This window comes from Streptomyces kaniharaensis, assembly GCF_009569385.1.
GTDB classification, from domain to species: Bacteria; Actinomycetota; Actinomycetes; order Streptomycetales; family Streptomycetaceae; genus Kitasatospora; species Kitasatospora kaniharaensis.
Map to the genome: position 1 here is coordinate 96,237 of NZ_WBOF01000005.1, position 12,581 is coordinate 108,817.

15 protein-coding genes are annotated in these 12,581 nt (G+C 70.7%); 10 read left to right on the forward strand and 5 right to left on the reverse strand.

Translation table 11 applies throughout. The annotated features are described in order from the left end of the window. Positions 1 to 58: 58 nt before the first annotated feature. The gene (locus F7Q99_RS36595) at positions 59 to 427 is read left to right on the forward strand and encodes a DUF6009 family protein (RefSeq protein ID WP_153470694.1); all 369 of its coding nucleotides are present in this window, start codon (positions 59 to 61) and stop codon (positions 425 to 427) included. A 116-nt stretch (positions 428 to 543) separates the two neighbouring features. Here F7Q99_RS36595 and F7Q99_RS36600 read toward each other — a convergent pair whose 3' ends face one another. Further along, on the reverse strand, positions 544 to 984 hold the full coding sequence (locus tag F7Q99_RS36600) for a HEAT repeat domain-containing protein (protein ID WP_195911404.1): 441 nt from the start codon (positions 982 to 984) through the stop codon (positions 544 to 546). Positions 985 to 1,158: 174 nt separating this feature from the next. Between F7Q99_RS36600 and F7Q99_RS36605 the strand changes: the two genes are divergently transcribed. Further along, positions 1,159 to 1,311 (forward strand): hypothetical protein, encoded by a 153-nt coding sequence (locus F7Q99_RS36605; protein WP_153470697.1) that lies wholly within the window; start codon positions 1,159 to 1,161, stop codon positions 1,309 to 1,311. Between the two features lie 121 nt (positions 1,312 to 1,432). Beyond that, complete coding sequence (locus tag F7Q99_RS43520) at positions 1,433 to 2,458, forward strand: restriction endonuclease (protein ID WP_153470699.1); 1,026 nt, start codon at positions 1,433 to 1,435, stop codon at positions 2,456 to 2,458. Between the two features lie 440 nt (positions 2,459 to 2,898). Here F7Q99_RS43520 and F7Q99_RS36615 read toward each other — a convergent pair whose 3' ends face one another. After that, positions 2,899 to 3,726 (reverse strand): DUF1963 domain-containing protein, encoded by an 828-nt coding sequence (locus tag F7Q99_RS36615; RefSeq protein WP_153470702.1) that lies wholly within the window; start codon positions 3,724 to 3,726, stop codon positions 2,899 to 2,901. Positions 3,727 to 3,824: 98 nt separating this feature from the next. Between F7Q99_RS36615 and F7Q99_RS36620 the strand changes: the two genes are divergently transcribed. Both F7Q99_RS36620 and F7Q99_RS36625 read left to right on the forward strand, forming a co-directional pair. Then, on the forward strand, positions 3,825 to 4,283 hold the full coding sequence (locus F7Q99_RS36620) for a hypothetical protein (RefSeq protein WP_153470704.1): 459 nt from the start codon (positions 3,825 to 3,827) through the stop codon (positions 4,281 to 4,283). Between the two features lie 60 nt (positions 4,284 to 4,343). Next, positions 4,344 to 5,075: a hypothetical protein gene (locus tag F7Q99_RS36625; protein ID WP_153470707.1), complete on the forward strand. Its 732-nt coding sequence runs from the start codon at positions 4,344 to 4,346 to the stop codon at positions 5,073 to 5,075. A 267-nt stretch (positions 5,076 to 5,342) separates the two neighbouring features. On the opposite strand, the gene F7Q99_RS36630 is transcribed toward F7Q99_RS36625, so the two are convergent. The 3 genes from F7Q99_RS36630 to F7Q99_RS36640 form a co-directional block, all read right to left on the reverse strand. Further along, the gene (locus F7Q99_RS36630) at positions 5,343 to 5,669 is read right to left on the reverse strand and encodes a hypothetical protein (protein WP_153470710.1); all 327 of its coding nucleotides are present in this window, start codon (positions 5,667 to 5,669) and stop codon (positions 5,343 to 5,345) included. 335 nt (positions 5,670 to 6,004) lie between these two features. After that, positions 6,005 to 6,952 carry a hypothetical protein gene (locus F7Q99_RS36635; protein ID WP_153470713.1) on the reverse strand — a complete coding sequence of 316 codons (948 nt, stop codon included), beginning with the start codon at positions 6,950 to 6,952 and terminating at the stop codon, positions 6,005 to 6,007. Beyond that, entirely contained in the window at positions 6,949 to 7,497 is a 549-nt protein-coding gene (locus F7Q99_RS36640; protein ID WP_153470715.1) for a hypothetical protein, read from the reverse strand. Before F7Q99_RS36640 ends, F7Q99_RS36635 begins: the two co-directional genes overlap by 4 nt. 195 nt (positions 7,498 to 7,692) lie before the next feature. On the opposite strand from F7Q99_RS36640, the gene F7Q99_RS36645 reads away from it, so the two are divergent. From F7Q99_RS36645 to F7Q99_RS43525, 5 genes are all read left to right on the forward strand, one after another. Then, positions 7,693 to 8,265 carry a hypothetical protein gene (locus tag F7Q99_RS36645; protein WP_153470717.1) on the forward strand — a complete coding sequence of 191 codons (573 nt, stop codon included), beginning with the start codon at positions 7,693 to 7,695 and terminating at the stop codon, positions 8,263 to 8,265. A 159-nt stretch (positions 8,266 to 8,424) separates the two neighbouring features. Continuing rightward, positions 8,425 to 9,216: a hypothetical protein gene (locus F7Q99_RS36650; protein ID WP_153470720.1), complete on the forward strand. Its 792-nt coding sequence runs from the start codon at positions 8,425 to 8,427 to the stop codon at positions 9,214 to 9,216. Between the two features lie 61 nt (positions 9,217 to 9,277). Continuing rightward, positions 9,278 to 9,646, forward strand: coding sequence for a SixA phosphatase family protein (locus F7Q99_RS42210; protein WP_230211275.1), 369 nt, complete (start codon positions 9,278 to 9,280; stop codon positions 9,644 to 9,646). Positions 9,647 to 10,900: 1,254 nt separating this feature from the next. After that, a complete protein-coding gene (locus F7Q99_RS36660; RefSeq protein ID WP_153470723.1) occupies positions 10,901 to 11,206 on the forward strand; it encodes a hypothetical protein in 306 nt (101 codons plus the stop codon). Positions 11,207 to 11,367: 161 nt separating this feature from the next. Beyond that, a complete protein-coding gene (locus F7Q99_RS43525; RefSeq protein WP_195911405.1) occupies positions 11,368 to 12,579 on the forward strand; it encodes a helix-turn-helix domain-containing protein in 1,212 nt (403 codons plus the stop codon). The last annotated feature ends 2 nt before the right edge of the window (positions 12,580 to 12,581 follow it).

The following is a 12,581-nucleotide window of genomic DNA, read 5'->3' on the forward strand; positions in this document are numbered from 1 at the left end:
GTTCGCTCCCGTCTGCCATCTGTTCCCGGCCCACAACCACGAAGGAAGGCCCCCGGTCATGAGCTCGCTACTGGACGGCAGCGCTCTCACCCACGAGAAGGACGTGGTCTGGCTGGAGGATCTCTCGGTGCTCGACTACGTACGTCAGACCATCGACAAGACACCCCGCCGCCTGGGCAAGCCCCGCTGGCTGCGCGACGGCCGCATGGTCGGCTACGCCGAACTCGACGCCACCGCGGAAGCCGACCCCGACAGCGGCCTGCACCGGCGCCGCGTCTTCTTCCTCCTGCCCCACGACCGAGACCTTGAGCCCGACGGCCCCTACGCTGCTGGCGCCCCCGGCGAAGCCGTCGACCCCCGCACCATCGAGCCCAAGGCCGTCGGCAAGAAGACCCCCCGCTCCCAACGTGGCCGAGCCAGCGTCTGACTTCCGCAGCTCTTGCGCCCGGACGTAGAGAAGCACGTTCCCGCCTACCGCCAGGTGCTGGCCAGGACGTTCCGCTGGCGCACGTCATACAAACCTGCTGCTCGATCGCGCGGTGTTCATCGGAGCGGCGAGCGCTCAACGACGCGGCCCGGCCGGCCGAGAGCGCATCGGGCAGAACCCGGCAGGACCTCCTGCGGACCGCCGCTTCGGCGGGCGAGGGCGAGTTCTGCGTGGATCCGAGGAAGGGCAGGCGCGGCGGCGGGGCCCATCCGCCGCAGGCAGTCCAGGACATGGCCGGCGGTCGAGTCGTTCTCCTCCCACCCTTCCAGCAGCACGGGTAGGACGGCCTCGGCCGGGCCGCCGATGTCGTAGATCGCGGCGGCGGCGTGCGTGCGGGTCCAGGCATGGCCGGCTTCGAGCATCTGCCGCAGGCGGGGCAGTGCCTCGGCCGCCGGCGCTCCGATCCGGCCGAGGACGTCGGTGGCGTCGCGGTCCTCCTGCCCCGTTCCCCGAGCCGACCATCGGTCCGGGAGCCAGGGCCTCTTGGGGTTAGGCAACCGCTTTTTTGGATGGTTCCTTTCTGCAGGCCAGGAAGGAATTGATCAAATCTGACAGAAGACCAAGTAGCTTGACTGACTTTGCCTTCGGAACGACTGCGCGCGGCCGGTCCGGAAACGACGAGCTGCGGTGGACTTCCAGGGCGGGATCGCGACCATCCGGTGGAGAAGACCGTGAGCTTCACGTCCTGGTCGCGTCGCTTGTACGTGGTGCGGACGATCGACGAACTAGCCCAAGTGATCGCGGAGGCCATCGCACCCTACGAGCCAATCCCGGTGCTGGCCTCCGCCATCAAGATGTACATGACCAAGCCTCCGACCCACTGAACCGGCAGGCTGCCGAACGGCGGCCGTTGCGTGGCCAAACCCTCCGGCAAGGCCCTGACCTGCGCATACACGCCGTACCTGGCATTAGTCCACTGTCGGCAGCCTCGGGTAGCCTCCCGCGGTGATCATCGACTGCGAAGCCCCAGTTACCCCGCCCAGCTACGAGGACGAGACCCTTCGACGGGAGATGGGCAACTACATCGCCGAGGCGGGCCCCGACGAGTTGTTCGCCTCGTACCTGTGGGCCCGCGAGTGCAAGATCGCACGAGCCATCCACCTGCGCCTGTCGAAGCATCGTGATGCCGTCAAGGCCGAACTCGACCGCGTCCAGCCCCGCCTGTACGGATACGGGAAGACCGCGCCCATCTGGACGCCCACCAGAGACGACTGCGTCAAGGCGGCCATAAACGCCCACAACAAGCTCTACTACGAGCACAAGGAAGCCGAAGCAAAGGAGCAGGAAGCCTGGGACATCTGGACAACCCTGCTCGACGACTCGGGCCAGATGAAGAAACTCCTCACGCGCTACGGGCGGACCGCCGAGCGAGGCCCGTTCCTGCTGGACACTGCGGTCAAGCACTGGCACGACCTGCCCGAGGCCACGGAGCGATTGGAGGAGATCCTCCGTGAGTACCGCGACGAACTGCATCCGATAGCACTGCGCGACACCGAACGCATCGCCTTCGAGAAATCCGCCAAGAGCATCTCGATGGACCGGCTCCACGGCATGCACCACAAGGAGTTCGAGTTGGCCGTCGCCAGCCTCGCAGAGCGCGACGGCTTCCAAGTCCGACGCGATCGCGGCGGGGCGGGCGACCTGGGAGCCGACGTCATCGCACTGGCACCCGATCAGAGGCGCGTCGTCATTCAGTGCAAGCACGTCAAGAACCAGCGAACCAAGGTCGGATCGCCCGCGCTCCAGACCCTCAACGGAACCGCCCGTCCCGTCCACCAAGCCGATGTCGTCGCGGTCGTCACCAACGGCAGCTACTCCGAACCTGCCCGAGACTTCGCCCGAGCGCAGGACATCGTCCTCATCGACTGGGTCACCATGCGGGACTGGGCCACCTGGGGCCAGCCACTGTCTGAGGTTCTGGGCATCGGAGAGCCGCAACGCATGGCCGACAGCCTTCAGGGTGTCAGCTGACGGGCGTCTGTCCGCACTGCCGGTTCAGGGGATGACGGTGGCGCCGTGGACGGCGAGTTCCTGGCGCAGGAGGGTGTTGTGTCGCTCGCCTAGAGCGCCCGGTCACGTGGTCCTACCTGAGAGGTCGTCATGGCAGCTCGTACGCGCTGGGACTCGGTCTGGGGTGCGGTACCGGTGGCGGACACCATCTGGGGTCTCGACTCCACGTGGGGCCTGACCTCCGATTCCTCCTGGGGCGCCGACTCGGGCTGGAATGCCGACAGCGGCTCTGAGGGTTAGGTGCCGGGTAGGCCTTCCGCCGCCAGCGCGGGCCCGGCCGCTTCCGTCGGCCGGGCCCTTTGTCGTGCAGGGCCAGGTGGTGGGCCGAGCGTAGTGGGAGGGCGGGCTGGTCCGGGGTCGGGGTCCTGGACCAGCCGGCTCCTTCTACGCGGCCAGGTTGCTCAGGCGACCTCCGCCCCGTAGCGCGCCCGGTCGAAACGGCCTGCGGCCAGGTCCTCGTCGGTGATCCAGACCGAGACGTTGACGAGTTCGCCCCAGCTCGCGTCCGCGGCCGAGCCCTCGACCTGCAGTAGTGGCCGGTGCCCGTCGGGCCGGGTGGTGTTGTGGCTGTCGCACCACCCCAGGAGCCGGATGTCGGCGCCGCCAAGGTGCTCGTGGCAGGTGTCCGAGACGTCCATGGCGTCCCGGTAGTCACCGGCGAGGGCGTCCACCAGCTCGTCGTCCAAGTACGAGGGCGCGGACAGGGCCCAGCGCGCCCACACCGGCCGGCCGGGCAGCGGTTTCCCGCCGTCCGGGTCCGGCGGGGCCGGACGCTCCGGTGTGCCGGACGGGAAGTGCAGCACGGAGCAGCTCTCCTTGCGGGGATCGACGGGGAAGGAGTCGTGGAAGAACAGCAGCAGTCCGTGAGCTGGCAGCGGCCACGGCGTTGCGCTCCGCCCTGCCTGGAAAGCCTCTGCCAGCCGGGCGCAGTCGAGTTGGGCGAGCAGTTCCATCGGGTGGCCGTCGCCCTCGGGCCAGTCGATGCCTGCGGGCAGCGCGGCGCATCCGCCGGTGTGCCCGACCGGCGTCCAGCCGATCGTGTCCTCGGGGACGTCCGGGCGTAGCTCCAGTGAGGGCCGCAGTAGTTCGGCGACCTGGGTGGCGCGTTCTGCGCCGATCTGCTCCCGCAGGGCCGCGTACAGCCCGTACGGCATCGGCAGGGCGACGGGGCCCGCCAGGTCGGCGTCGTTCCCGGGTTCGTACGGGGTCCATGCGTAGGTGTCGGGCATGCGTCGATCCTTCCAGCTGGATCCGGCAGGACGCGTTGCCAGTGGCCCTTGATCTCCTTGCGTACACGATTCGTCACGCTGCGGATTCGGAGGATCCCATGCGCATCACCCGTCGTACCCTCATCGCCGCCGTGCCGGCCCTGGCCCTCACGGTCATCGGTCTCACCCCCGCCCACGCCACCACCATCCAGGCCGGCGACTACGTCTGCGTCGGCTCGGCGCCCGCTCCTCGGGTCGTCAACAACAGCATCGAGTGGTACGCCGAGGTCACCTGCGACGGTGACGGCTACGGCCCGAAGTGGCTCGATGCCTCGCTGGAGCGGGCGAACTGTGACGGCGACTTCTGCACGTTCTCCCGCGTCAAGGGCCCGCTGCGCAGCAGCCCCAGCGAGGACTTCACCCGGGTGAGCCGGGTGGCCGACAACGCGCAGTGCCGGGCGGCGGAGCCGCCGAGGATCGCCAAGGGCAAGTTCCGGGTGTCCGCGGACATCTACAGCGACGGCGGCGCGAAGCACGAGACCGGCTTGTCCGAGGTCTCCGAGCTGCCCTGCGCCTGACCGGCTGACGGGCCGGAGCGGCTGCGCGCGCCGCTCCGGCCCGTCCTCTACGGTCGCAGGATGACCGATCGGCCCGTAGTCATCCGCCCTCCCGAGACCCTCCTGGAGGAGCCCGGGAAGCGGCTGTCCCATGGGGGCATCCTCGACACGTCGGCGGGGCTGTTCACCGTGCTCGTCTTCGAGTACCCGAGCCCGCCGGCGCACGCCGAATCCGTGCCGTCGTGGACCGTCTACCTGACCGAGCCCGGGACCCGCCACGCAGTGCTCGCGCTTCCCCGAACCATGGCCGCCCCGGACCACAGCGTCCACTTCATCGCTTGCAGCTTCGGCACGGTGCCTGACCCGGCCCGACTGGTGATGGTCGTACAGCACCACGACCTTCCCCGGCTACAGACCGTCGATCTGCGTACGCCAGCGCCAGCCGGTCATGGGGCACTGTCCTGGCTCGCTGCTCCCGGGGCCCTGCGGGGGACTGGAACGGAACCCGCTCGGGTGTGGCACTGCGGGCTCCTCCGAACCCCCACGCTGGTCTTCACCCACCTGGAGGCCAACTCCACTGTTCCAGAGGCGCTCGCGACACCGGAGTGGGACCTCTCGCCGTACAGGAGCGAGGGAAACCCCAGGCCGCTGGCCGCCGACTTCACGCCCAGCCGGCTCCTCCACGGCACCTCGACCGGCAACGACCAGTTCTCCAGCTACGACGCGATCTTCGACGCGCCGGAAACCGCCGCACCCTTCGCATGGACCTGTGCTCCACTCGGACTGTCCACCACACAACCAGCACAGGGGTAGACCGCAGACACGGCGGCGAACACGCACCCCGCGGCGCGTAGACGGGCCCCGCCTGTGGTTGTGGAGGCAGCGATCGAAGCGACCAAGCTTCGGATGTGCCGGAGGAGTTGGCTCCGGCCGGTTGGTAGCGGCGGGTTGGCGCGGGAAGCCAATCGGATCGGACCGGCACACAGGATCCTCCGCGAGGCCCCTGCGGCAGGCGACCCGCTGGCACGACCGCGGCTGGGCAGCCGCCGCCCGTGGTAGACGCCTGCCCGACCGCCAAGCCTACGCGCCGTGCGACGCCGCCGGGTCCTCGACCGGATCGTTGACGTGCTTGAGCTGACTGCGGGCCTCCACACGGTCCTCGGCGGGCAGCCTCCCCCAGAATTCGTCGGCCCACACCGCGTGAGAGGCCTGCCGCTCGGCTTCCTCCAGACGGGCGGACTCGGCCAGCTGCTCCTCGCTGAGCCCCTGACGGGCGCGCTCCAGGTCTCCGCCCCACAACGGCAGCGACGCCAGGAACTCCCGGCGCTCGGCTTGTACGGCGGCCAGCTTCTCCTGCGCGCGCTTCAGGTCGTCGGAGAACTTGAAGGTCTTCTGCTGCTTACCCACGAGCAAATCGTACGCACAATCGAACGAACGCCTCGCTGCGCCCCGCCGTCGCCTGGACGACCTCCCTGCTCAAGCCCCTGGCTGTCAGCCGAGCGGCGCCTCGTGGCCGGAGCGGGCGGCCTTGTCTCGGCCGCCGTTGCCCCCTTCACCCGCAGCTGCCAGACGCGGGGGTCCTCCGGCCTGGGTTCCGCATCCCATCGGTACCCTCGGACCGTGCCGACCGGCACGTAGCGACGCCAGGCCTCCTCGGCGAGGGCACTGCGGGCGGGACGGACGACCTGCTTCGCCCTGCGGTCGGCTCGGCAGCCGCACGGCGCGGTTCGATGTCGGAGCGGCTACCGATAGCGGGGCTTCTTCGCCTCCTGGTAGTCCTCACGTTGACGGACCGTGGCCTGTTCGGGGATCACGCCCAAGGCGACGACGGGGTCGGTGACCGTGTAGCTGATCCGGTACACCAGCGTCGTGGTGGCGCGGGCGAGCCAGCGTTCGGCTCCGGAGCGGGGCGGCATCGGGCCGAAGGCCGCGGTGAACCAGACCGGCAGGAGAGCGGTGCCGGCGACGGCCTCGCTGATGCGGGTCCGGGCCAGGTCCGTCAGCTGGCGCAGCGCGTCCTTGCCGACGGCGACGGCTTCGGCGAGGTCCTGGTCGAGCTTCTCGTCGCGCTGCAGGGCGGTGCGGGCCGCGGCGGCGTCCGCCCGCTGGCGCGCGAACAGCGACGTGTCCAGACGGGTGCGGGCTGTTCGGTAGCGTCCGGCGGCCTGCTCGAAGGCCTTCGTTCCGTGCCCGGCCGTGGCCAGGACCGCTGTGGCGGCCAGGACTTCGGCCAGGGCCTGGTCCCGGGCAGCGGCCGTCTGCTCGAAGGCCCGCACTTTTGCTTCCAGTCGCGCGCGGTCGACGGAGCTGAGCAGCCGGGCCTCGGCGGCACGGCCGGCCGTGACCTGCTTGACCAGCCGGTTGATCCTGGGGTTGCGGGCGCCCAGGTCCACCACGGGATCACCGGCCTCTGCCCGGGCGCGCCGCTCCAGCCAGGCCACCCGCTTGGCCATGTCCGCGACGTCGCTCTCCAGGTCGGAGATGCTGTCCTCCACTTCGGAGATGTCGCTCCGGCGCTGTTCCACCGAGGCCTCGACGTCGTCCAGGCGGCTTCCGAGGCTGCTCTCCGCGCTCTCCAGGTCCTCGCGTAGGCTGCGCAGCCCCGACTCGGTCCCGTCGAGCGCGCTGACGGATTTCTGGAGCTGCTGGACGGTGCGCCGTAGGTTGTCGACGTCGTACGGGGTGCTCACTTCCGGTTTCCTTTCGCCGTGCTGGCGGCGGGCTCGTCGGGCAGGCCCAGGAAGAAAGCCACCGCCGCGCACACGGCTGCCGCGGTCAGGAACCAGGCGCTCAGCACTTCGAAGGCCACCGCGCTCAGCATCAGCGCGCTCACCGCGGCCAGGACCGCGCTGGCGCGGCGGCCCCTGTGCGGGCGGCCGGCCCGTACCGGCTGCACCTTCCACCCCGCTGTCAGGCCCGCCAGCAGCAGGGGGAGCAGCAGGATCAGCCAGCCCCAGGCGATCCAGCCGGGGATCACCGCGGCCGCGGTCAGGCCGGTGAGGGTGGTGTAGCCGCGTGAGACCCACAGCACCAGAACCTCGGTGGTCCGCCGTGCGGGGGCTTCCCGCAGCTCGGGGATCCGGCTGGCGTGGTCGAGGAGGGCATCGGTGGCAGTTAGCAGGGCCGCCAGCGTCTCGTCGAAGCCCGGGCTGCCGGGCTCAGCTGTCTCGACGGCACCGCGTTGCTGGGCAACGTGGTGCTGCAGCTGGGTGAACCGTGCGGTGACCGATTGCACCGTGTCCCCTCCTCCGCTTCGGGACGACCGCCGGTCGTCGACGCGAGGGTAGCGGTGTACACGGACGGCTTGAGGCCGATTCCGGAAAGTGACCGATTCGGGGTGGGTGCCGTTGGCGCGGCCCTACGATGTGGGCGCCGAGCGGCAGTAGTGGGCCGCCTGGCCATAGGTCAACTGCGAGGAGAACAAGGGCCGATGGGACGCATCAAGCAGCACCACCCGAGGCGTCGGGCACCGAGGGCCGTCATCCCTGGTCCGGCTGAGGCGGGCAGTCCCGTCGTGGACGAGGGGTTCCACTGCCTGCACCCCGAGCTCGCTGGCTGGAACATGGAGCGCTGGCTGCTCGCACCCGGTGACGGCGACCCTGACTTCGGGCAGTTCGCTGCCACCGAGCTCCAGGAGCACCTCGATACGTCCTCGCATGTCACCCCCGCACGGGCGGAGGCACTGCGGGCCGGTACCGTGACGGTGCACTACTTCCTTCGCACCGTCTTCGACGGGGACACCGGCCTGTCCTACTGCCAGGGCGTGGTCTACAGCCCGGCGACGGGCTGGATCGCCGTCGAGCGGCCGTGGGAGGAACAGGACGAGGACGACACCTCGGTTCCCGACGCCCGCGCCTGGAGCGCGCCTGCCCTGGACCAGCTGCTGGCCGCGCTGGGGGAAGAGATGCCCGAGCTGCGGGCCTCCGTGGATGTCGACGGCGACGAGGGCGCCCTCCTCAGCCTCCATCTGCGGGAAGCGCTGACCGCTGCCGGACGGGCCTGAGCACGGCACTCCACGGGGACGCGTGTGTACTATCCTCCGACGCGCCTGGTGCCCGGCCGTGTCACGTCACCTCCGCCGGAGGGCGAGCCACCGCGAAAGCGCTGGAACCGTGGTGACATCGGGTCGAAAAGGCCTTGTCGTCGAACGTGGAGTGGTCGAATGCCATCACCGGGGCGCCGCAAGGCCCTCCTCGCCGTGTGTGCCGTCGTCGCGTTCGCGGCTCTGTCCGCGGCGGTGCGCTACGCTGCGGACCGCGAGACCGGCGCTGACGCAGGGCTGTTCAGCCAGGTGCTCGTCAGCGCCGACGGCCGCACCCTCACGACACCGGTCATGTGGACACCGTGCCAGGAGGCCGAACCGCGGCTGTTCGCGCGCGAGACGTCGCAGGCGGTCGCCGCGGATCTGAAGGCCGGGAACACGGTGGACCTGACCCACGAGTGCCCCTCGGCGGGCCGACTGGTCAGTTTCACGCTCCACGCGCCTCTGGGGACCAGACAGCTGTCGGAGGCCAACACGGGAAAGCCCTTCGTCCCGTTCCCCGCTGCCCGGCTCGCCGACGTTGGCTACCTCCCCCCGGGCTTCACGGCGACACCGGACGTCCCCATGGTCTTCGGTTCCGTGGCCGGACCGTGGACGCCAAATCCATACAACCGCAGCGACACCGTGCCCTCCTGGACCCGCTACTACGCGACCGCCGGCAGGCCCGCGTTGAGCATCACCCAAGTCCTCCCCGCGGCCGGCGCCCAGGACCCGGCATCGGGCACGCACGCCGGTGCACCAATGTCCGTCAACGGCCACAACGCGTCCCTCGTGTGCGACACGGATTCCGAACGCGCCCTCACCTGGTCCGACGGCGTCAGCACGTTCACCGTGGTGAGCTTCGACCCGCAACACGCGGCGCTGTCGCCCGACGAGCTCCTTCGGGTGGCCGACAGCCTGCGGAACCCCTGAGGAGCACGCGCGCCCCGCGTCCGTCCTCGAACGGCGGCCCGGGCTGCGGCAGGGTGGGGCAATGAGCGAGCCGACCGCACCGCCGCACCGAACGCTGATTGTGCTGCGCCACGCGAAGTCCGCGTGGCCGCCGGACGTCCCGGACTGGGAACGGCCGCTGGGCCCGCGAGGACGACGCGACGCGCCCGAGGCCGGACGGTGGCTGCGCAGACGGGGCCTGGTGCCGGACACCGTGGTGTGCTCGCCGGCGCGGCGGGCGCGCGAGACGTGGGAACTGGCGGGCGCCGAGCTGCCGGGGACGCCTTCGGCGGCCTCCGGACCGCGGTGTACGGCGCCGACGCCGACGGCCTCGTCCATGTGCTGCGCGAACAGGGCCGCTGCGCGACGACCGTCCTCCTGGTCGGCCACAACCCGGCGCTGGAGGAGCTGATTCTCGCCCTGGCTGCGGTGGCGCAGCTGGTTGAGGACCATCGTCCGGGCGTTGTACGGGATGCCGCCGTGCCGGGTGAGGGCGGCGGTCAGCGGGGCGGGGTTGGCCTGGGTGATTCAGACATTGGGGTGGATGTTCTGCGGCGGCCCGGAGTTGATCGGGCGTGGGGGCAGCGACCGGAGCGACCGAAGGTCCGGAGGTGCTCGATGCGGTGGCTCCTGCCCGGTGGGTGACCGTGTGCGGGCGCGGGGGAGCGTGGTGAGTATGGATACCGGTTACCCGGCGCCGTGACGGCGGCGAGCGCGGCCGCGGATCGGGAGGTCGTGCCGTCGTCCTGCGGATACCGGAGGTCCCGTGCGGGCTGGTGCGGTTGCCCGGCCGCGCGTCCCGCCGGCCGAGCTGGGTGTCGGCGTCGGCACGCGGTCCCGGGTCACGTCTTTCCGGGGACAGAGCGGGTTGTTCTGGGGTCGAGGAAGGGTGCGCCCGCAGCCGACCCGGCGAGACGTCGGCTGGGCCCGGCCGCCGCCCGATGGGATCGTTCGGGCGCTTCGACGTCCGCTTCGCGTCTTCACCCGGGATGACGGCCGTCGGCCCGGCGTGCGCGGGCCGGCGGGTTCACCGGATGGGGTGTGCCACTGCGTCGTCCTGGACTTGGACCAGGTTCGGCTCTGCCCGGGTGGCCGCCCGTGGCGACGGGACCACGAGTGGCGTGGCTTCGTGGGAAACACGTGGGGGTGGGCGTCCCGCGTCGGTAGTCGACCGGGCGTCCAGGCCGTGATCACGCGGGTTGCCCCCGCTGGCCGGTGGTCGGATCTGACAGAACGCGGGTGCGGATTGTCGGGTTGGGCAACACCGAGCGCTTCCGGCACCCGGATCCGATGATTCTCGGTATCTGGCCTGGTCGGGGCGCCCTGGGGCAGCTGGAGCGCTTCTGGCTGACCTGGATGGTGGTGTTCTGGGGGCTCCGGCGGCCGCCTGGAACGCGGGCCGAACCCGGCCTCAGCGACCGGTCTAGGCGGCATATGACAAATGCGGGTTGCCACTTGATCACATGGGATCGATGGGATCACGGGTACAGCCGTCGGCCTTTGTAGATATGAGGACCAGCCGCATTTCTGCCTGGATCCGCTCCCACTGTGAGCGGCCGTCAGGTTACTGTCCGACACAAACGAAGAGGGCCCCGGGGTTAAAGGTTGGTCGCCAGTCCGCCGGGGTCCCTACTCGCTAACCATCTCTCAGCCCTGGAGGAGCCTCGTGCGGCTGCCCGCCCTGGGCCGCTTCCGGCGTGTCGGAGCGCGCCGGATCGGTCATTCCGAAACTACCATTTCCGCCCGTCGCCGGGGTCAAACGCGCAGCAGGCGGTCCTCCGGCGTTGACCTGGCGGTCAACCAGCAGTTCGTGGCCTTCGTCGCCGCGCTGGTGCTCCCGATCGTGCTCATCGCGACGGGCCCGGGACCGGACCCCGGGGACGGTTCGCTGCGCCTGATCGCCGCCCTGGTGTGGGCTCTCACCAGCGCCAGCGATAGCGGTGACCGCAAGCGGCCCCGTCGCAGGATCTAGCGGTGGTGCGGCGAGGTGGCAGCGGGAACCCGTTCCCCTCGTCACCGCGCCGCACGGATTTCCCCTCCGGAGGCCGGACGAGCGGCCCGCCTCCGGGGCGACGTCCCTTCCCCGTCACCGGTCCCGGGCAGCCCCGGACCGGCATCGGCATGGAGAACTTCGTGACCCAGATCTTGCGGTGCCGGTGGTGCCGGCGGAACTTCCAGCGCCCCAGGCGGCGCGGCCGTGCGCCGTCCTACTGCAGCACGCTCTGCCAGCGACGGTCCGAGCGGGCCCGTCGGGCTGCCCCGACGGACCGCACCCTCGATGACACCGTCAGCTCTCTCGCGCGTGAACACCTCGCGCTGGCCCGGCGCCTGGCCCAGGCCGCCGCCGCGATCGCCACAGCCCAGCCCGACGAGGACGTCGCGGTCGTCCTAGGACTCATCACTGAGCTCGGCGAGGACCTGGAGGATCTACGGGCACACGCCGTCTTGCAGGCACGTACCCGCAAGGTCCCGTGGGCGGCGATCGGGCAGCTGACCGGTTGGGCGGCCGACACCGCGATGCGTCGCTGGGGTGAGGCCTACGCCGCTCGGCGACGTGGTCTGCGGGAGGTGCGCAAGCAGCGCACGCGTCTTGCAGGAGAGGGATCCACCCACGTTCCGGTGCCCCCTCCCGCAGCGGCGCACCGGTCGCCGCCGGCCACCGAGGTGCTGCTGCCTTCGGCCACGGCCGACTACTGGGCGGATGGCGGTGTGGGGACGGACCCCGAAGGACCGGCCGTCGCGCTGCCGGAGCCCTCGCTGCGCACGTCCGACGAACCGTTGGCGATGGTGGGACGCGCCAAGCTCGCGAGCGCGCTGTCGCATCTGCACCGAAGGTCGGGCCGCACCTTCCGCGAGCTGGCGGCCGCGGCCGGGGTAACCCCCTCGTTCGTGTCGCGGGTCCTCAACTCCGAGCGGTTCCCTTCGTGGTCTGTCGCCGGTGCTCTGGCCATGGCCATGGGCGGTTCCCCGGCTGAGATCCGACCGCTGTGGGACGCCGGCAGCGGCGTGCTGCCGCAGCGGCCTTTCGTTCCGTCGCCGGGGTCCGAGGCCGCGTACGTCGGAGCGTTCGTCGCGGCGATCCGCGGGCTGCATCTTGCCGCCGCCGCCCCTGATCCGCTGGCGATCAGCGACTCATCGTGCGGGCGTCTCTCTCCGACGGACGCCGCCGCGCTGATCTCGGGCAGCTCGGTGCCGGACTGGCCGGCCGTTGAGGTCCTCCTGGAAGTCCTTGGCGCCGACCCCGCGTTCGTTCTGCCCTTGTGGGAGCGCGTCCAGCTCGCGCGCGGTGGGCGGACCGAGCACCCGACCGGTGGTGGGCACCTGCCCGCCGAGGCGTTCGGCTGACC